The sequence below is a fragment of the Spirosoma liriopis genome (assembly GCF_023196085.1).
GTDB lineage: Bacteria > Bacteroidota > Bacteroidia > Cytophagales > Spirosomataceae > Spirosoma > Spirosoma oryzicola.
This window is the reverse complement of record NZ_JALPRF010000003.1, coordinates 18,919-42,915: the sequence shown is the minus strand read 5'-3', so window position 1 is coordinate 42,915 and position 23,997 is coordinate 18,919. Positions and strand designations below refer to the sequence as shown.

The following is a 23,997-nucleotide window of genomic DNA, read 5'->3' as shown; positions in this document are numbered from 1 at the left end:
CATGACTACTAACTGCACGCAACGACCTAACGTAAAGCGTAGACCTGTTGCAACTCAAGCCACTATCAAAGCCGACTTTGAATTAATCGCGTTTGAAACGCGAAATTTCTCACAGCGAACGTGATTGACGGCAAATGCTACGTGGATAAAATCTATGCCATAGGTAGTCAGAAGCTACAACCCGACAGCTAACCCCTCATCCCAACAATCAATGGATCTGCATCAACCCGGCTTTTTAGCCAGGCCGCTATCACTTTGCCCAATCGGAACGAATGAGCCACCCAAACGCCCCCAATCAGCCCTCTACGACTCAATCCGCAGCCAATGAACGGATACCAACTCACCAAAGCCTTTTACGACGAGGTTGAAATCAACGAAGCCATGCAAATAGCGTGTAAGGCCCATCACCATAGCCTGTTTACCTGGATCTGTGAGCTACGCAATCGCAGCGGTCGTGAGATTCTTGATCTGCCCGTTGACTACACCATGCGGATGGCTTTTATCGGCTCACAACATACGTTGTCTAATGCCATCGAAGACTTAGCCACGTGGGGACTGATCGAAGTGCTGATGAAGACCAAAGGGCAGGGTACCAAGGTCAGACTCGCTTTTGCATTTCTGCAAAAGCACTGCAAAAGCGATGCAAATGAGGAGGGCGCTTTTGCAGAAATGCAATTGCAAAAATGCAAATGCGGTGCAAATGAAATGCAAACAACTAAAATTAATAAAACTAAAAAAACTAAATATATATATAGGGGGCGTAAAAAAATTTCTGATGAGTCAATAACAACTGACTCTCGTGAACAGGAGCCACTAACAATGGCACTGCCCACCGACCCGCCCCCGATTGAGCCGCTACCGCTCGATCCACCACCCGAACCGACTACGCCTGACACCAGTGTTCGTCTGAACGGCAAGGGGCAAATGATCATCCCTGACTTGCCAACACTCTCAGCTTTCATACTGAGTCAAGGCGGCACCCAGGCTATGGCCGATGACATGCTCGACTTCTACACCTCCAAGGGCTGGATGATCGGCAAAAACCCCATGAAGGACTGGAACGCTACCGCACGACGGTGGATTCGTCAGAGCAACGCCAAGGTCCCACCCGGCACAGCCCCCAATCAATCCAACTCGGCCCCCCGGCCCAAACACCCAACCAATATCCGCTAATGAATCCCCAACTATCCTCCAACCACCTGATCAACGTCGATGAAGACCTCGAACGCGTGATTCTAGGCTCGGTACTGGCCGAACCTGCCCGGCTGCATGATCTGCTCCGGCTGGTTCCCAAAGCCAACGCGTTTTACTCGCCCAAACATCAGCTACTGTACACGGCCCTGTCAGCCCTCTACGCCGAAGGCCAAAGCGTCGATCTGATGAGCGTCAGTCACTACCTGCGCACTCACAAGCTGCTTGATAAGCTACCGCTGCACGAACTAGCCGAGATCATGGGCCAGGGTGTACCAGGCAACTTCGAAGCCAAATGCCGTATTCTGTTTCAGCTGGCTTTGCGTCGCTACCTTCACCAGTACGGGGGGAAACTCTACCGGGCGGCTTTAGATCCGTCAGTTGACGCCCTGACGCTAATCAACAGCGTGCAGGATGACTTGAACCAGATCACCGCTCAGCTGATGACCCAGGACGAACGCGGACCCGAGCACTTTCTGGCCGAGGTCCTGGCCGACTTAGACGCCCGCCAACGCGGTTTACCACCGGGTCTGACGACGGGTATTCCCATTCTCGACAACCGGACAGGGGGCTTTGAACCGGGTAATTTGGTGATTCTAGCGGCCCGGCCATCGACGGGTAAGAGTGCCTTGCTGGTTCACTGGCTACTGCATCACACCTTGACCTTACAGCAGGGAGCGGGCGTGTTTACCCTGGAAATGAAAGGCAAGGAAGTCATGCGCCGGGCACTGGCTCACCAAAGCGGCTTTTCCAACTTCGAATTGCAGCAGGGTACGGGTGTGGATATGCCCCGGATTCACCAACACGTCGGCGGACTGGCTCAGATACCACTGCACATTCGGGATTTATCGATTCAGTTGCCCGAACTGCTCAGCACGGCTCGCGAATGGCACCGCAGACACGGCATTAGCTTACTGGCCGTTGACTACATCCAACTGGTCCGCGATAGCCGCTACCCGAGAACCTATGACCGCATCAGTGAAGTGTCCACCTCGCTTAAGACCCTGGCTCAGGATACGGGTATGGTCGTTGTCGGCCTGTCGCAGCTAAACCGCGAATGTGAAAAGCGTACGGGTTGGGATCGTCGGCCCGTCATGGGTGATCTGCGCGATAGTGGCAGTCTGGAACAGGACGCCAACAACATTCTGATGCTGTTTAGTCCCCACCGCAACGGCCTGCGCTACGACGATGGTTCGTCGAATGAGCAAACGCTCGAGCTGCACGCGTTGAAACTGCGCAACGGCAAACCTACCCAGGCGGGCGGGGATGCGGGCGATAACGGTCCGCTGGTCGTGGGCTACGATGCGCCGACCAACCGTATTCTGTCGGCATCCGATACCCGGCCTGTCAGCTTCTAAGCGGTCTCAATCGACTATCAATCTAACCTGGCCTCGTACGGCCAACCTAACCAACTAAATCCGATGAGTACGCAACCACACGATGCGCCTGGTAGGGATTCTATGCCCCAACCCGAAGCAACACCCGCATTTCCAAGTGTCATCCCAAGAACCAATTACTCGCTAGTGCTTCCGCTGATTGTTCGTCACGGCAACCAGGAAGCGGGAGCTATGCTCATATACCGGGCCATCAGCCAGTATAAAAGCAACGTCCTGCGCAATCTCTTGCAGAGCTACAGCGCCGAGGACCATTCATCGACGGTTGAAGACCTACGGGATCTGGAGCTACTGGAAGGCTACTCGCTCGAACTGGTATCAGCGCTTGAAACGGCAGCCAGAGCCAATTATCAAGCCTACTGCCAAACGGCTGATCCCGAGGAGTACCGCCAATCCTATCAGGAATGGGAACAGCAGGACGACAAGCGCTATAATGAGTACTACCAGACCTACAGCCGCTAGCCATGAAGGAGCTTATCGCCATTACGACCGGTGGGCAAGGCTCACCCGTTGTATCAGCCCGTGAATTACACCGTTTTCTGGGTAACAGAAGACAGTTTGCGGACTGGATTAAAAACCGAATACGCCAGTACGAACTCGTCGAAGGGCAAGACTACATATCGGTTTCACAAAATAGTGAAAACGGTGGACGGATGATTGAGTACGCCCTAACGCTCGATACCGCTAAAGAGCTATCGATGGTTGAACGGACGCCGAAAGGCAAACAGGCTCGTCAATACTTCATCGACTGCGAGAAGCGGCTTCACAAACGAGCGTCTGCGCTGCCTAGCAGCCTCCTCGTCGATCATGCGCACCGCATTGCGGATCTGGAACAGCAGCTCAAGCAAATGATCGATTCTCAGCAGCAGGCCGCTCGTTCCTTGCTCGACATACCGCGTAGTAGTGAAACTTTACCTGAAGAAACGACCCGCATCAAAGTGCAACGGTTAGTCAACGCTTACTGCCGGGCTAAGAGTGTCGGTCAGCAGGAAGTCTGGCGGAAGGTGTACGACCGACTTTACTACCTCTACAAGATCAACATCCGCGCCCACAAACGCTCCGAACGGGAAAGCTGGCTAGATGTCGTAGACCGTAAAGGCTACATGGACAAAGTGTACGCTATTGCCAGTGCGGAGCTAACCTACGAAGAGGAATGAGGGCACTAATTTACACTCGTGAGACTGGCCAAGGTGTCAGTCCTGCAACACCGGACCCATCGGCGATAGCGGCTGATCTGATCGTACGCATCGAAGGGCGCAGTAACTACGCCATCGTTCATACCAAAGACGGTAGTGCGCATTTGATCGCTAAAGGCCTGTCGGTACTGGCGAAGCAGTTGCCTACTTTCTGGCGAGTGCATAAGTCGCACCTGGTCAATCCGCACTACGTTGCCGGTTCGGTGGGCTCGGTTCGTTTCAATGCGCTGCTTCGACTCACAACGGGCTTCAGTGTACCGGTGTCCCGTAGGCAGCGAGCCGCTATCTGTGCTAAGCTCAGCCCGCTTAGCTTCCTGTAAGAAAATCTATCACTCCAGTTTCTTGTGCTGACCAATCCGGTTCAGCTTCACTATCTAATCTATGATTTCGATGAACACCCCAGCCAACACCAACGAAACAACACAACTAGTTGTCAATAGTAAGCTTACCCTGACGCGCGAAGACTCGTGCTTAGTCGATATGATGAACCACCTGCCGATGATGAATGATACGCGGGAAGAGGTAAGAAACTGGTTTTTAGCCTACGTCGAACGTGGCGACATCGGTACGCGGTCCTGCGATCACTACAAGTGCTTAGACGACTTCTTTAGTGCCATCATCTTGAAGCTTGTGGATGCGCAGAAAGGAGGACAGGCCAATGTATAATTCACTGTTCATTAACTTCTATCTGCGGAAGTCTACCGTAGACCCTACGCTCGGCTCGGTCAACGTTCGGGTAACGGTCAACGGTAAACGCATAACGCTCGGTACGGTTACATCTGTCGCTGATTCAAGTTTACCCAAATCAGTGATGATTCAGCGCGACCATTGGGACAAGCGCAAGCTAAAAGTAAAGCCACAGTCTCCACACGCTGTATTGCTCAACAAGGCCATTGCCGACTGTGAGCAGAAGCTACAAGAGGTGTACGCGCAGCACGAAAGCTTCGATCATAAAATGACCGCCAACGGCTTGAAAGGCGTCGTTAAACACGGTCAGCGGATGCTACTCACGTTTACGTCACTTATTGACAAGTTCTTGGAAGAGAAGGTTGCTTTAAAAACCAAAGCTTCGACCGTCGATACGTATCGGTTTAAGATTCGTCCGCTACTGGCTTTTTTAGAGTCCGAAAACGCGTCAGACCTGCCCGCCGTTGACTTTACTCCCGGCACGTTGAAACGCTACCGGACGTACTTAATCACGCAGCGGAACAACTCTGACCGCAACGCCGACAAAAGTTGTCAGGTAGTCAAAACGCTACTCTTATGGGCGGCTGAGAGCGAATTGATTCATAAAAACCCCTTAATGAACATTCGGATACGAGTTGACAAAACGCCTAACCTGGAATGTGTGACACAAGAGGAATTGGCCCTTTTGCGGGAAGCGGTGTTACTGCCCCAAATGCGGGAGGTGGCGGACTGTTTCGAGTTTGCTTGCTACACAGGCTTGGCTTATCAGGACATGAAAGTTCTGTCTCCTAAGAACCTGCAACTGGTGGAGGGCAAGCATTGTATCGTCGGCTACCGGATGAAAACCGGAACAGAGTATTGTATTCCCGTTACGGAACGGGTTTGGGCCTTGATGGATAAGTACAAGGGTATCAACCTGCCCTTACCCGCACTTGATGACTACAATCCGTTGCTTCGTCAAATCATATTCTCGGTAGGCATCGACAAGCGGATCACCTCACACACGGCCCGTAAGACATTTGCTGACTGGTGTATCAACGAAGTGGGTTTATCGGAGGAGGCTACCATCGTCGCAATGGGCCAGAAGAACGCCAAAGAGCTAACCCCGTATCGTAAGACCAGACCCAAGCGGTTGCTGGCGGAGTTCCCTACGGACTTGATGCGTCGACAGATTGATCGGGTTCCGTTTAAGCAGATCGTTAAAGCCTCATAAATAATGGACTATTATCGTAGGGCGCGAGAACGGATTGGCCTCGCGCCCTATGATAATAGCACTTGACGAGAGATCCATCGTATCAGCTATATCAATATGGATGCACTCACCGGATGCCTAGCCGTTGGCAGACCCTTAAGTAGGCACGGGTAAAGCCTAGTCCTATAAACCCTATAAGCGCAACGGCGACTTGGGCTGTCAGCTTAGCGTCCCTGCTCGGATAGGCGTTGATTGACCAGCAACCGAATGCGGATCAACGTACCCCGATCACTTGTTTCAATATCCATGCTGCCTTTCATCAACTCACATAAACGCTTGACAATAAACAGCCCAATGCCCTCCCCATCGGCTTTGGGCTGACTGGGCTGGTCTTTCTGCTCGCTGGTAGCCGGTATGGCATCGCTGGGATAGGTGGCGGGGCCTTCCGGCTGGTGCGAACTGGTCGGCTGCGCTAAGGATTGCAACTGATCGGCTAGTAGAGCGGTGGGGCCAGCGCTGAAACCAGGCCCCGTATCCTGCACACTGATGATCCAGCGCGTATCGTTTTCCATCGCCCAGGAAACGCTTACCCAACCTTGCTGGGTATATTTGAGGGCATTGACCAGCAAATTCTGCACCAACCGCTGCACCTTTAGCTCATCACCTACTACGGCCAATTTATCCGGTCCGTCTGCTTTTAAGAGCAGATTCTTGCTTTTGGCCACACTCTGAGCGCCTTTAACTAGGGAGTGCAGCAGTTGAGCCGCATCAAACGACTTGCTATGGAGGCTTTCCTGGCCCGCTTCCAGACGCGAGTAGTCCAGCAGTTGATTGAGCATGTGCTCGGTATCCTTCAGGTTGCGGCTTAGCATATCCAGAAACTGCGTTCGTTGTGCTTCATCGGTTGGCAGTTGCAGGAGCTGAGCGGCACTGCTGGCAATACCAAAGCTACCCCGCAAATCATGGGAGGCTTGCCGCAGATGATGGCCCCGTTGTTTGGTGAGCTGGTGCAGCTTGTCGAGCGATAACTCCAGGGTTTGTACCTGTTCGGCTGTGGCGGTCTGGCGAAGCTGGTCGTAGTACATCACACTGCCCATGCCCATCTCCTGGGAGAGTCGCAGCAGTTGACTGTGAGCCTGGGCCACAACTGTAGGTAAAGTTTGGGGATACAGGTCAAGAAACTGCCCAATCTCCTCCTCAAGAATTGCGTAGAATTTGGCCAGTTCATTCATCAGCTCCGCCAGCGAATAGCCGCGCTGCCGGCGGTGGAGTCCGTGCTGACCGGCTCTCTCGACGGGGTCGGTTTCGGGGGGCTCACTGGCAAGACGTTGGGTGAGGATATTCAGCAGGACGGGCAATTGGTCGTTAAACTCTTCGCGCGAAAAGCTGGTTCGGGTGTGCAGGTCCTCATCAATCGAACAACGGGTTCGCCACTGATTGAGAATGGACTCCCGGAGGGCGTACAGGTACTCCTTGAGCTGATTGATTTGATCGCCATACGGATCGGTTACTTTAGCCATAAACCCTGTTGAACAAGACGATGAGCTAGTGACAACGTGCCTAGGGAGGAAAGGTTTACTAGCCACACCGTTAAGCGGGTAACGGGTTGGGGGTCGCGGATTAGTCCTGGTTCATGACTCTTTACCTGGCATTGGTGATTTCCTAGCGTTGTGGCTGCCGTTTAATCACCATTTGGTGAGTGGCGGGAGTAATTCATTAGGTAGCTCGTTACTACCCTAGCTTAACCAGCTGATTACACCCGCTATGATTTATATTGTCGATGATAAGGCCGATAACCGTTTTCTGCTCGAACAGACCCTAAAACGAAATTGTCATTATAAAGACCCCATTCAATCGTTGCCTGATGGGTATTATCTGTTGCAACATATGGCAACCGTAACGGAGTTGCCCCAACTCATTTTGCTGGACCTGCATATGCCCCTGCTCAATGGCTACCAAACGCTCAAAGGCTTGAAACAGCATCTGGACTGGCAAACGATTCCAGTCGTGATCATTTCAGCGGATGCCTCTGAGCAGGAGGTGGAAGCGTGCTATGGGGAAGGGGCTGATATGGTGCTGATTCGTTGTCTGGACTGGCGTGCGTATTCGGCTTCGCTACGAGCGATTTGCCAGCGCTGGCTTTGAGCCACTGACGGCCACTAATTCGCCTAGTCGCGTGGGCCAAGTGACGACAATCAGGAATAACGGTTTGGCTTACAACAACCCGCGTTTCGTTTGTTCCTGGCCCGACCCATGCGGCTGGGCTGCTTGAGGTGATTGATTGCTATCTGTATACTCCCTAAACGCTGCGCCAATTGGGTTACTCGATTGTTAATTAGCGTCTGGCGCTCAATCGCCTGACGCGCACAAAGCAGTCCTTTTTGACAAACCTGTTTTGCCTGCTCTCGGGCAAGCGTGGCTCGATCGTTTTCTAGTGCCATTATCATGTCGTTTTACCCAGTCGACCCTAAATGGTAGTAATAACCAAATTGGCAAGCTTATGATTATGGCGAATAGCCAAAGCGACGAAAGACGATATCGATATAGCTTTCCCGCGCTTGAATGCGTATTTTTAAGTCCGTTTAGTCGTTAGCGACTAGCCGTACCTACCGTAACTTGTATAAATCTTCATGCTCATCTGTAAGCCTAAACAGGCTCAGCCTTGCTTTTTCTACCGGAGCAGTGCCGATCAACAGGCGCTCAACACGTTTCTAGTCCATTGTGGCGGTTCACAAGCCACTTTCGAACCAACCGGCAAAGCCTTGTTTATCACCGATCGCAAAGGCCAGTCCGTTTCTATCTTCGTGATGCCTGGTTCATGGGTGCGCTGTTTGGATAAAGGACAATTCACCGCCGTTCCGGATCGCATCTTTCAGCAACAGTTCGAGCTGGTTTGAACGAGATACGTTTTTTGACCAATACCACTTTGCAGAGTTGTAGGCGAATGTAGGGCTATCTTTCCCGCTAAGAGTTGCCTGACCGAGTCCAAAACGGCTGTTACTGAAAACTGCGCGGATGCAGACACCGCTTCCAGTACGCCACGATCAGGCTAAGCTCGGACTGGAGATCAGCGAAGCTTCGACCTTTCAGGTGATAGCCCTGAACAGGCCCTTGATAAGCCTTTTCAACCAAGGCCTTGTTTCCCCAGGTCGAGAAATAAACAAACGGAATCGCCTTCATATGCAGAACAGGATCGGCGGCAATACGATCGCGTAATTCAAACCCATCCATACCCGGCATGATTACATCGCACAGGATCACCAGCGGGACCTCCTCGGTTGTCTGCAAATACAGCAGCGCCTGCTGGCCATCCCTGAAAAAACGAACCGGGTTACGAATCAAGGCTGTCTGGAGTGCTTTTTCGATTAGGTAATGATCGTCAACATCATTCTCAATATGAATGATGGGCATCTGATCGAAGGGATCAACTTGGGTTGAATCAACCATAAATAATGAGCAAAAAAAGAGTGTATTATTTCTCAAAAAAGAAAGCCCGATCCATGAGGAATCAGGCTTTTAATTTTAAAACGTTGAGTAGTGTTAATCTTTCTATAGCTATGCTCCTTTAAACGGAGTCGACAAGTACATATGTTAACATTATGCTGCGTAAATTGTGCCAAGTTTTCGGTTGAGGGTAAACTGTTGACTTTAAAGGGTTTTAGCCAAACCTCTACGAAATACATTAAAAATGATTGTGTACCATTTTACCTTTTTTGTATTAAATACTTCCCAGATAGATTCCCTCTCTCGAAACTATATCGCATTGGGTCTCATTGGCGATAAACCTTAAGATGAAACCAAGAAATCCAGCTAGTTACTAAGGGCGTATATGATTTAACGAACGCTTGAAACACAATCGGCGCTGCTATAAATCTTGCTCTATGGACCAACTCTCCGCTTCATCATCTAAATTTGCTTATGCCAACGCTCAAACTAGCTGGCCTAGAAAAACGAGTAGCCATTCAGTCGATTATCTGGATCGAAGGCGATGGCAACTATGCCCGCTTTTATTTTGACAATAGCCAGGAGTACTTAGTCTCTCAAACACTCAAATGCGTCGAAGCATACTTACCTGCCTTCATTCGCATTCATAAATCAGTATTGATCAATCCGGATCACATCACTCAATTCGAGCAGTATAAGGCTAAAGAGGCTTTTGTTGTGATGAGTAATGGGCATCGGATCCAACTGGCCTACCGACGTATTGACGACGTACGCACTCGATTAGGCATGGTTGCCTTCCAAACGCAGAGTTTTCAAGTTCGTTCTGAGGTTTACTAACGTTTTTTCTACAGGCTACGGTCATTGTCCGGACGCTTTCCTTTTCCGATGCGGGGTAGCACCAGCAATACAATTAGAACCGCAGCTAGACATGTCGCTCCCGCACCCGTAGCGGACAGCGTACCCAGATAGAGTGTAATTCCAGCGTAGAGCATCACGCCAATGAATGCGCCAATGACCAGGGAACGCCCCATCAGGGTCGCCTTTGATTGCTTTTGCCTCATCGCTACTCAACCAGCTCCCATCGACTCCGGACAGCGGTAAGCAAGAACTGTGAGGATTCGGCTATAGTGTATACGAAGGAAATTAGTTAGCTAGCCAGACTAGTCAGTACTCTATAACCTTCGTATATACGCGATAGCTGTTTGCTCTACCAAAATAGAAGAATAGCCTTGAACCTTCGCAAATATGCGAACTTGACACGCTCTGATTATCCCTTCACATTTACAGAGTCACAAATCAAAACCACTGATAGGCGCAGAAGCGTAAAATTAGCCCCGTCACGCGACGATCTACAGTAAAACGCACTCTAATTCATCTGACCACAAAAAGCGCCTTAAATCGAACGTTTTACTATCAGCCATACAAACGATCCGTCAGGCGTTGATAGCGTAACACCCGCTTTGTGGGTTTGCCCCGGTAGTGCCGCTTGGCATAAGGTCCGAAGGTCTCCTGATACAACTCAAAATCGTCGCCCCGTAATTGCCTTCCCATTGTGTTATCCAGATCCCGATACCGTTTTGACCAAAGCTGTTTTTCGTAGTAGGTGTCCCCTAGCGCATAGCGGGAAACAAACCGACCATCGACCATGTACAACTTCCGGCAGCGCTTGGCGGTAATCGGGCAAACAAAGTACAATACGATTCCCTTGCCCAGGTTGCTGGGTGTAATCAGCAGATCAATGCGGTGCAACTTGGTTTCTCCTCGAAACGAGTAGCGCAGCATGAGGCATTTTGCCTTCAGGCTGGCGGCTACATCAATCGTGGCGATTCGTTCACCATTACGGCTCCATCCAAGTTGGTGTGTCTTACCGTCAATTAGACAGCCGGATTGTTTGACGGTTGCTGTGCTGAGGTAAAGTAAGTCATCAATCGTGGTGGGACATTGAGCAATACGGGGCATAGCGGATCGAGTTTTTAGACTTTTGAAACCTAAATTGTTAAGGAAGATGGGCAAAAACTCTTCCTTGTCAACCAACGGAGTCAAATGGGTGACCGTTCAGAGCAGGCTAATTGCTCTCGACGATCATGCGCGTTATGGACTGAAAAAACTCTTCAATTGCGCAGAGTCGCCTGCGCACGATGTGATATCAAACAAATCATAAGCTTGATCCTACAGGCCTTTTTTATGGAGTCAAAAAACTCAACGTTGCTCGGCTCGTGCGCAGGCGATATGATGTCAGAAAAACCTTCATTGATAAGCATTCTCCCTTTATGGATAAGACAAGCTTACTTCATTGGTAGCGGATCGGGCTTTACAGACGCACACACGAAATGACCGTGCATTAATCCTAGCCAGGTTGAACAAGCGCTTATCGGCTAGCCTTTTTTATGGACTGAAATAAACTTCATTTCGCTCTATTCGCCTATGCGTATTGATTCCCGAAAAATCATGGCGTTGTCCACATACGTCTTTTTATGGACTCGCCTAAACTTCACCTGGCTTGTTTTGGTACATACGCGTTATGGACTCAAAAAACTCTTCGATCGATTGGGCCCCGCGCGTGTAGACTGACCCAAATAAACTTCATTTCGCTCTAGACCAAGTTTTTCGCCATTCCTTTTTTATGGACTCCGAAAACTCTTCAATTAGCTCAAAACGCTGTTTTTGCCTGTCTTATAGACTGACTGAAAAAACTCTTCGTTTGTTGGGCCCCGCCTTCGTAGACTGACTTGCAAAACACTTCAATTGAGCAGAAAAGGTAGTTGGCTCTATACGGACTGAAATAACTCAATGAACTAGCATTAGGCCGAGGCTCGTGCGGGCGCGCACGCGTGTGGCGGTGTGCAATAACTTAGTTTGTTGGAGTAGGCCTAGCTATAGAGATCAAATAAACCTTCCGGGCATCAATGAGAACAGCGACTACCATTCCTGACAGAGAGAGCTATGATTGATACTTCTGCAATTGACCGTACACCAATCATCTAAATGGTTAATAGCGCCCTTTTTTATGGGCTCCGGAAACTCAACGGTACTTTACTCGCATATCCATATTTGACCGTCGATAAATCATCAGATCGCTCTGTGTGCCTTTTTTATGGACTCGGAAAACTCAATGCAGCTACACTACACATGCGTGAATTGACTCCGAAAAAATCATAGGGAAGGTTTCTGTGACAGTTATTGGCAACCTGTGACAGAAATGAAGCGGACCCGCATAAACTTCGATTGTTCGAGGTACGCTTGCCTGTTAGCAAAAGTCATAGATTATGTAAGATGAAATCATTTATCCTCACTTTCGACAAAAGACATAAAGTTAAGTTACCCTCTTTTGTCGAAAGTGAGGATGGTACGCCAAAGCTTCGTTGCGTTATCGATCGCTCTATAATGTAAGGTTTCCTCACGTGCGCGCGCGAAATGACCGTGCATTAATCATAGAAACACTGGAAAGGGCGATTCTTGCCCTCTGTGCTGTTTCCATTGAACGCTTCGATTTTCACTGCGTTTTCACTGCCTTTGCCTCGGCAGGCCAATCAGTTTAGGCTTGGGTTGATAGGGTGTAAAGGACGACCACCTGCCGGGCCGGTTATAAAGCCATCATCAATATCGTCCTCGTCTTCATCAATGTCGTACTTGTCATTGTCGCCGTCTGTTGGCAGGGTACCCACATACGAGTTAACGGCGTCGTCCTGAACACTGGGGAAGTCCTCCGGCGCATCGGGTATCAGCATCCAGGCGTTTACCGACTTTGCCTCATCAGTTACCCAGTCAAGGTTGTTGTTGATTTCCTGCGAACGGCTCCATCCAGGCATCCGCTCGTCATCAAAGTCGTCATAACGCTCACAATGCCAATAGAACTTGCCGTCCTGATGCATATAGAAGCCGGGTAGAGGGCCAAACCCGACTATATTCAGAATCATTGCGTATTTATTGATCAGTGGTTCGACGTAGAGGTCAGGCGGGGGCTGAGTGGCGGGGTACCATTTGCCAAGTTCAATGTCTGTGCCGGGTAGAGTTGCCATAGTATGTCTGGGGTCAAAGTTAGACTTACAATGTAATCAATTCAGCGATAGCCGGAAGGCTGTTTGCTTTCTGATGCTAAACTCACCCAAGCGTTAGTACCAATCGGGTATTGTCAAAGAGTGATAGCCTGACAGGGGGCGATATAGTAAGCTTAGTCGAAGTCGTATTGCTGTCGCACATATGCGAAAGTAGAAGAGGCCAAAGTAGATTGCTGTCGTATCGCTATCGTATATGTGCGACAGCTGACTAGTTTACCACTCGCTTTGCAGAGCAGTTGCATTTGTGCAATTATGGCTCCCTCTCCTATTGCAATGTATTTGCATTTTTGCAAAAGCGCACGTTCAGCCCGCTTTACAAGTAGCGAATACTAGGAAACTTCACCTTACAGTGTTAGACAAAGAAAGTCAACTGAGAGTCACTAGCTATCAATCAGCAGCTACAGACTCAAGTGAGTTAAAACAGCTTGTCCATCAATAGCTTTATTTAAATAACAGCCTGCTTTGTGATCTTTTTAACAGTAATAAAAAGTTGAAAGTATGGCACTGGATTCATTGATATATAATATCATAATCTTTTTATAACTTAAGCCGTGTTACACCTATCCACAAGTTTTTCAACCGCTTTTTTATGGCCAATACCTCTACAGCTTCAGCAGATAGCCATACATCATCAGCCGATAACGCACTCCCCAAAGTAGTCCCAATAAGTACTCGATACTCTTATGCTTGGGCCGAGCTAAATACAAGAATACAAGCCAGGCAACAGGTTCACTTAAGCTTTACCACCTTTACTTGGATTGCCTTTAGCTTTGCCATAAGCAATACAACCGCTAATGATAAAGAATGGATGTTTGGGCATTGGATTGGCTTTTTGTTACCTCTTGCGGCACTTCCATTCGCTTTATGGAATAGTCATAACGATATAACAATTGGACTACTAAGCGCCTTCTGTAGAGAATGTGAAAAGTGGGAAAGAGATACCGACAAATTCTTTCCAGCGTGGCATTGCAAAGATCAGGGCTGGATGAATGAGGCTTTGAAGATTAGAAGATTAAGTGATTACGCTTTTTTATGCGTTATGTTATCGACCTGCATTCCCTCTATTCTATCTTGGTTCAGATACCATACCACACATCCAGAGGTTACTTATATAGTTATTATCTCTCTAATTTTAGCTACTTTTTCAAGTAGTTACGCTTTCAATCATTTCAACAAAAGAAAAGAGATTCTTAATAGCTATGAATTGAACCGAGACAGAGATAATCAATTAAAGTTTTCAAAGACGAGTTCTTTATGAGTGTCAAATTATAGAACACTGACAAATGAAATGTCAACAGCTTTGCAATTGTCTAATGTCAAAATATCTTCCAAGCCTAGTCGATACAAGGCAGATAAGATGTAGAACCCGGCAGTAATACCGGTTTGATAGTTGGCCGTAGATTAAAATGGTAGTTAGCTAGACTCCCTGTTGACTAATTGTAGGATAATCTATTCATAAGCTGAGTGATCAGATTTGTGTTTGGATTAGACTCTAAAGCCTTAGCGCCATTGGGATTGACAAGCACTATGTTATTGTTTCACTTCGGCGTTGTGTTCTAAGAAATTGAAGCGGAGGGCTGCTTACACTGATCAAGGCTAAGGATGAATTAACGTACTGGGTAAATCTGTATTTCACCACTCCCCTATCGTTGAACGTTTCAGCGAACCCAGATGCATGAAAAACGAAGAACTATAGTATCGTAAGTAGCCCAATACGGGCGAGTCTTTGGGCGAGGTAAAATAAAAAAGCCAGTCAACTATCTAGTTAACTGGCTGATTATCAAGTGCACTCGTAGGGATTCGAACCCCAAACCTCCTGATCCGTAGTCAGGTGCTCTATCCAATTGAGCTACGAATGCGTACTCTATTTTTTGTTTCTTTCCCGTTGATTGGGAGTGCAAAAGTAGACAGAAAAATGCCCCTTGTCAAGCTATACGCCTAAAAAATTTGCTTTTCGTTTCAAAAGGAAAGCTTCTACCCCTTCCGGAAAATCCGTAGAATGACCTAATTTATCTTGATTTTCAGCTTCTTGCTCTAGCTGGTGGTCGAGATCAGAATAAAGCGATTGATTCAAAACTTTTTTCATTGCACCGATCGCTTGGGTAGGTGCAGTAGCGTAATAAGCGACTATTTCATCCACTGCGCTGTCTAACTTATCGGCAGGAACCGAACGGCTTACTAATCCAAGCTGAGCCGCTTCGGGACCGTATACCCGCTTACCCGTGCTACATAGCTCAAAAGCACGCTGGGAGCCGATCAACCGGGGAAGAAAAAACGTAGAACCCGCATCCGGCATTAACCCTATGTTGACGAATAGCTGGCTAAAATAAGCCTCATCAGCACAAATGACGATATCACAGGCTAATGCCAGCGAACAACCAGCGCCAGCCGCTACACCATTGACCCGCCCCACAATCGGCTTTGCCAGATCCCGCATGGCTTTGATCATCGGGTTGTATCCATTGCGCAACGACTCCCCGAGATTGAGCTGACCTTTCTCAGCACTGATAGGACTAAAGCCTTCTTTCAGATCGGCGCCAGAACAAAACGCCTTGTCACCCGCTCCTGTCAGCACGACAACACGAACACGGTTATCATTACCGGCGGTAGTCACAGCGGCCGTTATCTCGCTGATCAACGCAGGACTCAGTGCGTTGTACACCTGTGGCCGATTAAGCGTGATGCGACATATGCCATCAACAACCTCGTAAATAAGGTTTTCAAACATGAGACGGATCTTTTAGAAACGAGTAGCAAGCATACAGTTTTTACCAGACACAACAAAATAAATGCCCTAGTAACCTGGTACCGTTGCGGTACCTGACTGATCCTACATGACAAACAATACCGTAAGCACACTTATGCTCAGACCGAGTGCAAATCCGGCTCCTACCTGGTCGGGCGTGTGCGCGTTGAGTTGAAGTCTGGCGCTGGCGATCATCCCAGCTAACATGATCAGAATGAGCAGAACCAGCACGAGGTCCGTCTGACTCGACTTTACGATGATACCAGCTACTGCTCCCACGACTCCGCTGATGCCGACACTGTGTGCACTAATCTGCCAGTATAGACTGATAAGCCCAACCAGCAGAATCGAAACGGTTATGCTACCCAGCAGGATGGCTATTCCAGGGGCAATGCTCGACAGCAGCTGCATTCGAAACGCGAACAGGAATGTCACTCCTGTATAGACAAAAGCCGTTAGAAAGTAAGGCAATCGACGATCCGATAAGGTGTCCAGTTGTAACGTTCGGACGTAACCGCTGCGAAACAAGTAGTAAATGAGCAGCGCTGGAACAGCAAACGTGCCGATGAAGATAAGGACCAGTAGACTGATTCGAAGTGTACCCGAAAAAGCATCGACCCCAAGAACCGAAGGAGTTAGATACAATAAAATGCCGAACAACAGCGTCGGCATTAGCAGCGGGTGAAAAATGACAGAGAGAAATCGGGCAAGCGAAGCGTTCAACGAATTAAAAAATTATGACCGGGTTGCCGGTGCAATGATACATAAGTCTGTAACAGCCAGTAACGACAAAGTTAGCAAATGCTATCGTTCCTTATTGATCATCGCCCAGCCAACTGGCTCTACTTGCATTAAAGTTCTTTTCTTAGTCGGGCCACCGGAATATTCAGTTGCTCTCGGTACTTGGCAACTGTACGACGGGCAATGTTGTAACCCCGGTCATTCAGAATTTTTTCGAGCTTGTCGTCTGAAAGCGGATTCAGTTTCGGTTCATTGTCAATCAGATCCTTGAGAATATTTTTCACTTCGCGGCTGCTGACATCTTCCCCTGAGTCGGTCGCGATACCTTCGGAGAAGAAATATTTAAGCGGATAAATTCCGAATTCGGTTTGCACTGACTTACTGTTGGCTACCCGCGACACCGTCGAAACGTCCATATCGATCAGGGTGGCGATGTCTTTCAGGATCATAGGCCGCAATTTCGATTCGTCGCCGGTCATAAAGAAATCGTACTGAAAACGTACAATGGCATTCATCGTTTTGAGTAGCGTCTGCTGGCGCTGCTTGATGGCGTCGATAAACCATTTGGCGGCATCAAGCTTCTGTTTGACGAACGAGACGGTTTCCTTAAGCGATTTATTCTGCTTACTGCTTTTGTCGTAGGTATCGAGCATGTCGGCAAACGAACGACTGATGCGTAGCTCGGGCGCGTTTTTCGAGTTCAGCGTTAAATCAAGTTTGCCGTTGTTATTGGTTAGGATGAAGTCAGGAATCAGGTATTGAATCGTCCCCGCTTCACCCTCAACAGAACCCGGTTTGGGATTCAGCTTGATGATAATGTCGATTACTTTTTTCAGCGATTCGTCACTGATGTTGAGCCGACGCTGGATTTTATCGAAATGCTTTTTCGAAAACTCTTCGAAGAAATCTTCAATAATGCGGATAGCCAGAATGATGTACGGATCGGAGGTATCTTTGCGCCGAAGCTGTAACACAAGGCATTCCTGCAACGAACGAGCCGCAATGCCGGGTGGATCAAACGTCTGGATTTTTTGAAGAACATCCTCCAGTTCATCGGTATCGGTAAATACGTTTTGCGAAAAAGCAAGATCATTGACGATGGCCTGCATTGACCGCCGGATGTACCCATCCGCTTCGATGCTACCGATAAGCTGAAGACCAATAATTCGCTGCGTTTCTGTAAGGTGTAGATAACCGAATTGCTGCATCAGCGAATCCAGCAGGCTCGAACTGGTAGCCAGCGGCATATCGCGATCTTCTTCACCGTAGTTGCCATCGCCCTGCATTTTGTAGCCCGCATAATCTTCGTCGCGGATATAGCTATCGATGTCGAGGTCGTCGTTACGGTCTTTGTAATCGTCTTCGTAGTCGTCGGCGAAGGAATCGTCCTCCCGCTGATCGTAGTCGTCGTCCATTCCCTCTTCTAATGCCGGGTTGACTTCCAATTCTTCCTCAATACGCGTGTCGAGTTCGGCAGTAGGAATTTGCAACAGCTTGATAAACTGAATTTGTTGAGGAGACAGTTTTTGCTGAAGCGACTGGGAAAGGCTTAACTTCTGCATGGGTAGTACAGATAAACGGTAGTATTTACAAGTTATGTGGGACAATCGGTGGCGAAATGCCCCGCACAAATATTAGACCAATTTATCTTTTATTTGTTTGAAAAGCAATAAACATTTTGAGTAAAGCCATTGAATAGTACCTTCGCTGCATGACCAATAAACTGTACGACACCTCCCTAAGCTTACTTACCGACCTGTATCAGATAACCATGGCGTATGGTTACTGGAAATCGGGAACCGCCGAAAAAGAAGCCGTTTTCAACCTGTATTTCCGGAAACATCCATTTAGTGGCGGTTTTACAATTGCCTGCGGCCTAACGAATGTTATCGGGTATATCAACAACTTTAGTCTATCCAAAAAAGACCTGCGCTACCTGCGCACGCTTACGGGCAACGATGGGCAACCGCTTTTTGAAGAGGCTTTTCTGGATTACCTGGCCAATCTTAAACTCACCTGCGATATCGAAGCGATCCCCGAAGGAACAGTCGTTTTTCCGAATGAACCACTGGTTCGGGTACGCGGGCCTATTTTGCAGTGCCAGTTGCTCGAAACACCCCTGCTCAATCTGATTAATTTTGAATCGCTGGTCGCGACAAAAGCTGCTCGACTGCGCTTGGTTGCCGAAAATGATACGCTGCTGGAATTCGGCTTGCGTCGGGCACAGGGTATCGACGGCGGCATGACGGCTTCACGGGCCGCTTACATCGGGGGGTGCGACGCTACCTCAAACGTTCTGGCGGGCAAATTATATGATATTCCGGTACGAGGCACCCACGCCCATAGCTGGGTCATGTCGTTCGCCGACGAACTGGAAGCGTTTCAAACCTACGCCGACGTTTTACCCAATAACGTAACCTTGCTGGTGGATACCTACGACACGCTACAGGGGGTTCGCAATGCCATCGAAGCGGGCCGTACGCTCGTACAGAAGGGTTACAAGCTGGCCGGTATCCGGCTCGATTCGGGTGATCTGGCGTATTTGAGCATCGAAGCGCGTAAACTTCTGGATGAAGCGGGTTTTACGGATACGGCCATCGTAGCCAGCAATGATCTGGACGAAACCATTATCAACAGTTTAAAACAGCAGGGGGCGAAAATCAACATCTGGGGTGTCGGTACGAAACTGGTAACGGCCTACGACCAACCGGCGCTTGGTGGTGTATACAAGCTGGCGGCTCTCCGCCAGGAGTCGATCTCGCCGGACGAAGAAAGCGGGTGGGATTACAAAATGAAACTGTCGGAGCAGGCCATCAAGATATCGACGCCGGGCATTCAGCAGGTCCGCCGATTCCGGAACGAGCGTGGCTTCGTCGCCGATATGATTGTTGATGAAAACAGCCTAAACGACACGGATTCGACTACATCGATGACGATGATCGATCCGCTGGACTTCACTAAACGGCGTACCTTTGACGCTAAACAGGAATTTGACGACTTACTGGTACCCGTCTTCCGACGCGGAACCTGTGTTTATACCAGTCCAGACATTCATTCGATCCGGGCGCGGGTTCAGGAACAACTAGCAAATCTGCATCCGGGCGTCAAGCGGTTTGTGAACCCTCACACCTACCCCGTTGGGTTGGAAAAACAGCTGCACGAGCTAAAAACTGAACTGATCCTGAAACTCCGGGAGCGCAACGAACAATAGGCACCGTTAACGATCATCGGTCAGCCTACAGGACGATTGCCCGAGTTTTCTTTATTTCTTAACACAAGTCGGGCGGCACGTATCGAAAGATTGTGTTGTTTTACTGCTCTTTCTTCTAAAAAAAGATGCAACCTATTGAATTAGTGGTATTTGATATGGCCGGCACAACCGTGACCGACCACCATGAAGTCGAGCAATGCTTTGCGCAGGCAGCCGCTGAAACAGGTCTGATTGCCTCGGCGGAACGGATTCTGGCGATGCAGGGCTTGTCGAAACGGTATGTATTTGACACGCTCTGGAAAGAACAGCTGGGTGAAATGCATCCCGATGTTCCCGCCCATGTTGATATATCTTATGCTACTTTTCAACAAATTCTGGAACGTCACTATCGCGTTAACGGCGCTACGCCCACCGAAGGCTGTCTCGACACATTTGCCTACCTGCGTGAACGGGGCATTGCTATTGCGCTAACAACAGGATTCTACCGGGTTGTCACCGATATTATACTGGAGAAACTTGGCTGGCTCAACGGCCTCGATCGGCACCGGCGAGGAACCTCTGACAGTCTGATTCAACTGTCGATAGCCAGTGACGAAGTAGAGCGCGGACGCCCTTATCCACTCATGATTGAGCGGGCTATTGATCAACTAGGAATCAGCTCGCCCAAAGCCGTTGTCAATATCGGCGACACTCCTTCTGACCTTCTATCGGGTCAGGCGGCAGGTGTCGTGCTTAACCTGGGGGTTACCAACGGGACGCATTCGAAAGAACAGCTCGAAACGTATCCACACGATCGGCTAATCGGATCGCTCCGGGACTTACCCGCCCTGCTGGATTCGCACGCGGTCGCGGTCAATACCTAAACGAGCGTAGAAAAGAACGATTTCTCCGCCCTACACCGACAAGTCTGTTTTTTTAACTTATGGCTTCTTACGATCTGATTGTCATCGGCGCGGGTGCGCTGGGAACGTTTCATGCTTACCACGCGGCTAAAGCTGGTCAACGGGTGCTGCTACTGGAAAAAGATCAGTATCCGGTTGGGGCTACGGTGCGTAATTTCGGGCAAGTGGTACCGTCGGGTCTGGCGGGTCGTTGGTTCGATTACGGTCGCCGGAGCCTAGAAATTTACCGCGAGCTTCAACAGCAGACCGATTTGACGGTACGCGCCAACGGAACCGTTTACCTGGCCTCCGACAACGACGAGTGGACGCTGGCGAATGAACTGCACGACCGCTACCAACGCCTGGGTTATATCAGCGAACTACTGTCTAAAGCGCAGTGCCTGGAGAAGTACCCTTCCCTACGGACTGATTATGTCATTGGCGGGCTGTTTTTCCCCGACGAGCTAAGCGTTGAACCGGAACAGATGATCCACCGGCTGATCGCTTTTATTCAGAAGAAGTACGGCGTCGACTACCGACCGGGTTCGGCTGTGATCGATTGTCAGTCCAATTACAGCGGAGCGATTGTGTCCCTGGCTAATCGGCAGCGGTTTCAGGCCGGACGGGTTATTATTTGCAGCGGGCACGAAGTCCGGTTGTTGTTTCCTGAGGTGTTGGCCGATGCGGAGTTGGTTGTAAGCAAGCTACAAATGCTTCTGGTAGAATCGGTTGCAGGCATCAACCTGCCCGGAAATATACTAACGGGGCTAACTATACGTCGTTACGAAGCCTTTGAGGAATGCCCTTCTTTCGTCCGCGTTTCTACGCCCGAGCACTTGGCCGAACTGAAGCGTTGGGGCATTCACATTCTATTCAAACAAGCCACGGACGGTTCGTTTATCGTTGGTGATTCGCACGAGTATGCCGATGCGACAAAAGCCGAAGATCTGGGTTACCATACGCAGGATTATATCAATCGGCTTATGCTAACCGAAGCAGAACGGATTGTCAAGTTTCCGCTAAACGTCCGAAAAGCGTGGGCCGGATTCTACAGCCAGACTAAATCGGAAATTTTCGAGTACGACGTAGACGAGAATATTCGTATTGTAACGGGTATCGGCGGTAAAGGCATGAGTTCAGGGGCGGGCTATGCCGAAGATAGCATCCGGCAATGGCTGGGCACAACGGCCCAACCTAAATAAGCAACACCCAATACAGTAGTAAGCTCCTCCCCACAGGTACAACGCGCAAAGAAATAGCTTATCGGTCAGAACACGCTGGCTCTGACCGGTAAGCGTAGAACTTATTATGCCATCTTATGCCATCAGATCGGGCAGTTTGAGCGCGCTTTTCTCGTGTCCCTGCGCGTAAATAACGAGTGACTCGGCGGGTACCGTAACGGCTACATCACCAGACCATTCTTCAGGCGCTGAGCTAGGTTGTGCTTCCTCTGACGACTGCCATTGTGGATCAGCCGAATCGAGCAGTTTTTGCCACCGTCCGTTTTTAGGCTGCGCAGTCAGTTGCAACACCTGTGGTTCTTTGTCGAAATTCATTAAACACAGCACATGCTGATCATCGTACCAACGATGCAAAACGAGTACCTGCTGACTATCGCAGGCGTTAACAGTCATCTGCTTACGGTTCAGCTGGCGCAGAGCAGGTAGTTGCTGACGCAAGGCAATGAGGGTTTGATAAAACCGCAGCATCGTCCGGTGCGGTTGCTGTTCAATCAACTCCCATTGCAGCTTCGACCTTAGAAACGTTTCTTCCTCCTGCGGATCGGGAACCTCACCCTCCGAGTGAAACGCTGCAAACTCCTGCTTACGTCCCTCCCGCACGGCCTCTACAAGATCAGGTTCCAGGTGATTCGCAAAGTACAGAAACGGGTTTGTTTCGCCCCATTCTTCGCCCATGAACAACAACGGAATGTACGGGCTGACCAGTACGGCTCCAGCCATCAGCTTCGTGGTGTTAAAGCTGTACAATTGACTGGATCGCTCACCCAGCTTGCGGTTACCAACCTGATCGTGGTTCTGCGAAAACACAATGAACTGTTTGCCCGGATTGTGTTCGGCTCTTGTGCCAAAAAGCCGATGCCGGACTTCGGAAAACTGTCCGTCATAAACGTAGGCATCCTGGTAGGATTTGACCAGATGATCAAGCCCTTCAAAATCCGCGTAATAGCCAATCTTGTCCTCCCCTACCGCAACACGCAGCGAATGGTGAAATTCATCGATCCACTGAGCATCCATACCATATCCGTTCTCTGCTATCGGATTGATGTAGCGGGGGTCGTTCAGATCGCATTCGATCATGAGGTAATGCCGACGCCCCGTTGCTTCCATTAATCGGTCAACCTCCTGTCTAAGCTCCTGAAGGATATGGACGGGACCACTGTCTTTGATCGCGTGAACGGCATCCAGGCGTAGCGCATCGATATGGAAGTCGCGCAGCCACATAAGGGCATTTTCGATGATGTATTGTCGCACGCCATCGCACCAGGTATTGTCAAAGTTAACCGCTTTCCCCCAGGGCGTGCAATACGTATCGGTTAGATAAGGACCAAACTTATCCAGGTAATTGCCCTCGGGACCAAAATGATTATAGACCACGTCCAGAATGACCGCAATCCCTTTCTTATGACAGGCGTTGATCAGGCGTTGCAGCCCAGCGGCTCCTCCGTAGGACGTTTGTACGGCATAGGCATATACGCCATCATAGCCCCAGTTGTGATCATCGGCGAACTGAGCTACCGGCATGATTTCAATGGCGGTAACGCCTAACGTTTTCAGATGATCCAGTTTGGTTTCGAATGCCTCGAACGTACCTTCGTCCGTAAACGTCCCCGTATGGATTTCGTAAATCAGATAGTCTTCTAAGGGTGGATTGACCCACTCCTGATCGTCCCAATCGAACTGATCGGTATCAATCGCCTGTGATGGTTCGTGTACGCCTTCTGGCTGACTAAGCGACGCCGGGTCCGGGTACTCTTGTTCGCCATCCAGGATAAACGTGTACCGGTCGCCGGGTTTGATTTTTCGGGTTGTTAGCCGCCAATGCCCAAGTTCTCCCCGGCTTAGCGGCAGTGCTGCCGATTGATCGTTCACTTTGATCGCTACCTGACTGGCGGTAGGACTCCATACAACTACCTGCGCTTGCTTGTCCTCTAAAAATGTTACACCGAGTGATCGTCTATGTATGTTTAGCTGCCGCATACAACATTAAAGTTTAGCAGCCCTAGCACCGTCTGAGC

Annotated in this window: 24 protein-coding genes and 1 tRNA gene; 14 read left to right on the top strand and 11 right to left on the bottom strand. The window is 49.4% G+C overall.

Translation table 11 applies throughout. From position 1 onward, the window contains the following. Positions 1–324: 324 nt before the first annotated feature. The 7 genes from M0L20_RS16960 to M0L20_RS16930 all read left to right on the top strand — a co-directional run bounded on the left by M0L20_RS16960 (position 325) and on the right by M0L20_RS16930 (position 5,681). The gene (locus M0L20_RS16960) at positions 325–1,173 is read left to right on the top strand and encodes a hypothetical protein (protein WP_248478155.1); all 849 of its coding nucleotides are present in this window, start codon (positions 325–327) and stop codon (positions 1,171–1,173) included. Continuing rightward, positions 1,173–2,549, top strand: a complete 1,377-nt coding sequence (locus tag M0L20_RS16955; protein WP_248478153.1) for a replicative DNA helicase — start codon at positions 1,173–1,175, stop codon at positions 2,547–2,549. Before M0L20_RS16960 ends, M0L20_RS16955 begins: the two co-directional genes overlap by 1 nt. Positions 2,550–2,612: 63 nt before the next feature. After that, positions 2,613–3,047 (top strand): hypothetical protein, encoded by a 435-nt coding sequence (locus M0L20_RS16950; RefSeq protein ID WP_248478152.1) that lies wholly within the window; start codon positions 2,613–2,615, stop codon positions 3,045–3,047. Positions 3,048–3,049: 2 nt separating this feature from the next. Further along, positions 3,050–3,742 (top strand): antA/AntB antirepressor family protein, encoded by a 693-nt coding sequence (locus tag M0L20_RS16945; protein WP_248478150.1) that lies wholly within the window; start codon positions 3,050–3,052, stop codon positions 3,740–3,742. After that, a complete protein-coding gene (locus M0L20_RS16940) occupies positions 3,739–4,101 on the top strand; it encodes a LytR/AlgR family response regulator transcription factor (RefSeq protein WP_232561701.1) in 363 nt (120 codons plus the stop codon). The genes M0L20_RS16945 and M0L20_RS16940 overlap by 4 nt, the downstream gene beginning before the upstream one ends. 70 nt (positions 4,102–4,171) lie before the next feature. Next, the gene (locus tag M0L20_RS16935) at positions 4,172–4,447 is read left to right on the top strand and encodes a hypothetical protein (RefSeq protein WP_248478148.1); all 276 of its coding nucleotides are present in this window, start codon (positions 4,172–4,174) and stop codon (positions 4,445–4,447) included. Further along, entirely contained in the window at positions 4,440–5,681 is a 1,242-nt protein-coding gene (locus tag M0L20_RS16930) for a phage integrase SAM-like domain-containing protein (protein ID WP_248478146.1), read from the top strand. Before M0L20_RS16935 ends, M0L20_RS16930 begins: the two co-directional genes overlap by 8 nt. Positions 5,682–5,884: 203 nt before the next feature. On the opposite strand, the gene M0L20_RS16925 is transcribed toward M0L20_RS16930, so the two are convergent. Further along, positions 5,885–7,180 (bottom strand): sensor histidine kinase, encoded by a 1,296-nt coding sequence (locus M0L20_RS16925; protein ID WP_248478144.1) that lies wholly within the window; start codon positions 7,178–7,180, stop codon positions 5,885–5,887. A gap of 244 nt (positions 7,181–7,424) precedes the next feature. On the opposite strand from M0L20_RS16925, the gene M0L20_RS16920 reads away from it, so the two are divergent. Continuing rightward, a complete protein-coding gene (locus M0L20_RS16920; protein WP_232561705.1) occupies positions 7,425–7,805 on the top strand; it encodes a response regulator in 381 nt (126 codons plus the stop codon). A 50-nt stretch (positions 7,806–7,855) separates the two neighbouring features. Here M0L20_RS16920 and M0L20_RS16915 read toward each other — a convergent pair whose 3' ends face one another. Continuing rightward, on the bottom strand, positions 7,856–8,101 hold the full coding sequence (locus M0L20_RS16915) for a hypothetical protein (protein WP_232561706.1): 246 nt from the start codon (positions 8,099–8,101) through the stop codon (positions 7,856–7,858). Between the two features lie 189 nt (positions 8,102–8,290). Here M0L20_RS16915 and M0L20_RS16910 point away from each other — a divergent pair, with 189 nt between their 5' ends. After that, positions 8,291–8,557, top strand: a complete 267-nt coding sequence (locus tag M0L20_RS16910; RefSeq protein WP_248478142.1) for a hypothetical protein — start codon at positions 8,291–8,293, stop codon at positions 8,555–8,557. A gap of 100 nt (positions 8,558–8,657) precedes the next feature. Here the strand turns inward: M0L20_RS16910 and M0L20_RS16905 are convergent, their stop codons facing one another. Next, positions 8,658–9,107 (bottom strand): response regulator, encoded by a 450-nt coding sequence (locus M0L20_RS16905; protein ID WP_248478141.1) that lies wholly within the window; start codon positions 9,105–9,107, stop codon positions 8,658–8,660. Between the two features lie 471 nt (positions 9,108–9,578). Between M0L20_RS16905 and M0L20_RS16900 the strand changes: the two genes are divergently transcribed. Next, a complete protein-coding gene (locus tag M0L20_RS16900; RefSeq protein ID WP_248478140.1) occupies positions 9,579–9,941 on the top strand; it encodes a LytTR family DNA-binding domain-containing protein in 363 nt (120 codons plus the stop codon). 8 nt (positions 9,942–9,949) lie between these two features. Here the strand turns inward: M0L20_RS16900 and M0L20_RS16895 are convergent, their stop codons facing one another. From M0L20_RS16895 to M0L20_RS16885, 3 genes are all read right to left on the bottom strand, one after another. Continuing rightward, entirely contained in the window at positions 9,950–10,165 is a 216-nt protein-coding gene (locus M0L20_RS16895; RefSeq protein WP_248478139.1) for a hypothetical protein, read from the bottom strand. Positions 10,166–10,517: 352 nt separating this feature from the next. Further along, positions 10,518–11,063, bottom strand: coding sequence for a hypothetical protein (locus M0L20_RS16890; protein WP_248478138.1), 546 nt, complete (start codon positions 11,061–11,063; stop codon positions 10,518–10,520). Between the two features lie 1,571 nt (positions 11,064–12,634). Continuing rightward, complete coding sequence (locus M0L20_RS16885) at positions 12,635–13,123, bottom strand: hypothetical protein (RefSeq protein WP_248478137.1); 489 nt, start codon at positions 13,121–13,123, stop codon at positions 12,635–12,637. Positions 13,124–13,751: 628 nt separating this feature from the next. Here M0L20_RS16885 and M0L20_RS16880 point away from each other — a divergent pair. Beyond that, complete coding sequence (locus tag M0L20_RS16880; RefSeq protein WP_248478136.1) at positions 13,752–14,420, top strand: hypothetical protein; 669 nt, start codon at positions 13,752–13,754, stop codon at positions 14,418–14,420. A 527-nt stretch (positions 14,421–14,947) separates the two neighbouring features. Here the strand turns inward: M0L20_RS16880 and M0L20_RS16875 are convergent. The 4 genes from M0L20_RS16875 to rpoN form a co-directional block, all read right to left on the bottom strand. Beyond that, positions 14,948–15,021: transfer RNA gene (locus tag M0L20_RS16875), tRNA-Arg, on the bottom strand. Positions 15,022–15,092: 71 nt separating this feature from the next. Next, positions 15,093–15,890: an enoyl-CoA hydratase/isomerase family protein gene (locus M0L20_RS16870; RefSeq protein ID WP_248478135.1), complete on the bottom strand. Its 798-nt coding sequence runs from the start codon at positions 15,888–15,890 to the stop codon at positions 15,093–15,095. A 102-nt stretch (positions 15,891–15,992) separates the two neighbouring features. Continuing rightward, positions 15,993–16,580, bottom strand: a complete 588-nt coding sequence (locus M0L20_RS16865) for a phosphatase PAP2 family protein (RefSeq protein WP_248478133.1) — start codon at positions 16,578–16,580, stop codon at positions 15,993–15,995. Between the two features lie 179 nt (positions 16,581–16,759). Further along, entirely contained in the window at positions 16,760–18,211 is a 1,452-nt protein-coding gene (gene rpoN / locus M0L20_RS16860; RefSeq protein ID WP_232562140.1) for an RNA polymerase factor sigma-54, read from the bottom strand. Positions 18,212–18,360: 149 nt separating this feature from the next. On the opposite strand from rpoN, the gene M0L20_RS16855 reads away from it, so the two are divergent. The 3 genes from M0L20_RS16855 (at position 18,361) to M0L20_RS16845 (ending at position 21,943) form a co-directional block, all read left to right on the top strand. Then, on the top strand, positions 18,361–19,860 hold the full coding sequence (locus tag M0L20_RS16855; RefSeq protein WP_248478131.1) for a nicotinate phosphoribosyltransferase: 1,500 nt from the start codon (positions 18,361–18,363) through the stop codon (positions 19,858–19,860). A 125-nt stretch (positions 19,861–19,985) separates the two neighbouring features. After that, positions 19,986–20,723, top strand: a complete 738-nt coding sequence (locus M0L20_RS16850; protein WP_248478129.1) for an HAD family hydrolase — start codon at positions 19,986–19,988, stop codon at positions 20,721–20,723. 59 nt (positions 20,724–20,782) lie between these two features. Further along, complete coding sequence (locus M0L20_RS16845; protein ID WP_248478127.1) at positions 20,783–21,943, top strand: TIGR03364 family FAD-dependent oxidoreductase; 1,161 nt, start codon at positions 20,783–20,785, stop codon at positions 21,941–21,943. Between the two features lie 114 nt (positions 21,944–22,057). Here the strand turns inward: M0L20_RS16845 and treZ are convergent, their stop codons facing one another. Continuing rightward, complete coding sequence (gene treZ, locus M0L20_RS16840) at positions 22,058–23,959, bottom strand: malto-oligosyltrehalose trehalohydrolase (protein ID WP_248478125.1); 1,902 nt, start codon at positions 23,957–23,959, stop codon at positions 22,058–22,060. Between the last annotated feature and the right edge of the window lie 38 nt (positions 23,960–23,997).

What these genes read in the sequence shown, in the direction of transcription:
- M0L20_RS16960 (WP_248478155.1), top strand. Translation starts at nt 325, where the DNA reads ATGAACGGATACCAACTCACCAAAGCCTTTTACGACGAGGTTGAAATC.
- M0L20_RS16955 (WP_248478153.1), top strand. Translation starts at nt 1,173, where the DNA reads ATGAATCCCCAACTATCCTCCAACCACCTGATCAACGTCGATGAAGAC.
- M0L20_RS16950 (WP_248478152.1), top strand. Translation starts at nt 2,613, where the DNA reads ATGAGTACGCAACCACACGATGCGCCTGGTAGGGATTCTATGCCCCAA.
- M0L20_RS16945 (WP_248478150.1), top strand. Translation starts at nt 3,050, where the DNA reads ATGAAGGAGCTTATCGCCATTACGACCGGTGGGCAAGGCTCACCCGTT.
- M0L20_RS16940 (WP_232561701.1), top strand. Translation starts at nt 3,739, where the DNA reads ATGAGGGCACTAATTTACACTCGTGAGACTGGCCAAGGTGTCAGTCCT.
- M0L20_RS16935 (WP_248478148.1), top strand. Translation starts at nt 4,172, where the DNA reads ATGAACACCCCAGCCAACACCAACGAAACAACACAACTAGTTGTCAAT.
- M0L20_RS16930 (WP_248478146.1), top strand. Translation starts at nt 4,440, where the DNA reads ATGTATAATTCACTGTTCATTAACTTCTATCTGCGGAAGTCTACCGTA.
- M0L20_RS16925 (WP_248478144.1), bottom strand. Translation starts at nt 7,180, where the DNA reads ATGGCTAAAGTAACCGATCCGTATGGCGATCAAATCAATCAGCTCAAG.
- M0L20_RS16920 (WP_232561705.1), top strand. Translation starts at nt 7,425, where the DNA reads ATGATTTATATTGTCGATGATAAGGCCGATAACCGTTTTCTGCTCGAA.
- M0L20_RS16915 (WP_232561706.1), bottom strand. Translation starts at nt 8,101, where the DNA reads ATGGCACTAGAAAACGATCGAGCCACGCTTGCCCGAGAGCAGGCAAAA.
- M0L20_RS16910 (WP_248478142.1), top strand. Translation starts at nt 8,291, where the DNA reads ATGCTCATCTGTAAGCCTAAACAGGCTCAGCCTTGCTTTTTCTACCGG.
- M0L20_RS16905 (WP_248478141.1), bottom strand. Translation starts at nt 9,107, where the DNA reads ATGGTTGATTCAACCCAAGTTGATCCCTTCGATCAGATGCCCATCATT.
- M0L20_RS16900 (WP_248478140.1), top strand. Translation starts at nt 9,579, where the DNA reads ATGCCAACGCTCAAACTAGCTGGCCTAGAAAAACGAGTAGCCATTCAG.
- M0L20_RS16895 (WP_248478139.1), bottom strand. Translation starts at nt 10,165, where the DNA reads ATGAGGCAAAAGCAATCAAAGGCGACCCTGATGGGGCGTTCCCTGGTC.
- M0L20_RS16890 (WP_248478138.1), bottom strand. Translation starts at nt 11,063, where the DNA reads ATGCCCCGTATTGCTCAATGTCCCACCACGATTGATGACTTACTTTAC.
- M0L20_RS16885 (WP_248478137.1), bottom strand. Translation starts at nt 13,123, where the DNA reads ATGGCAACTCTACCCGGCACAGACATTGAACTTGGCAAATGGTACCCC.
- M0L20_RS16880 (WP_248478136.1), top strand. Translation starts at nt 13,752, where the DNA reads ATGGCCAATACCTCTACAGCTTCAGCAGATAGCCATACATCATCAGCC.
- M0L20_RS16870 (WP_248478135.1), bottom strand. Translation starts at nt 15,890, where the DNA reads ATGTTTGAAAACCTTATTTACGAGGTTGTTGATGGCATATGTCGCATC.
- M0L20_RS16865 (WP_248478133.1), bottom strand. Translation starts at nt 16,580, where the DNA reads ATGCCGACGCTGTTGTTCGGCATTTTATTGTATCTAACTCCTTCGGTT.
- rpoN (WP_232562140.1), bottom strand. Translation starts at nt 18,211, where the DNA reads ATGCAGAAGTTAAGCCTTTCCCAGTCGCTTCAGCAAAAACTGTCTCCT.
- M0L20_RS16855 (WP_248478131.1), top strand. Translation starts at nt 18,361, where the DNA reads ATGACCAATAAACTGTACGACACCTCCCTAAGCTTACTTACCGACCTG.
- M0L20_RS16850 (WP_248478129.1), top strand. Translation starts at nt 19,986, where the DNA reads ATGCAACCTATTGAATTAGTGGTATTTGATATGGCCGGCACAACCGTG.
- M0L20_RS16845 (WP_248478127.1), top strand. Translation starts at nt 20,783, where the DNA reads ATGGCTTCTTACGATCTGATTGTCATCGGCGCGGGTGCGCTGGGAACG.
- treZ (WP_248478125.1), bottom strand. Translation starts at nt 23,959, where the DNA reads ATGCGGCAGCTAAACATACATAGACGATCACTCGGTGTAACATTTTTA.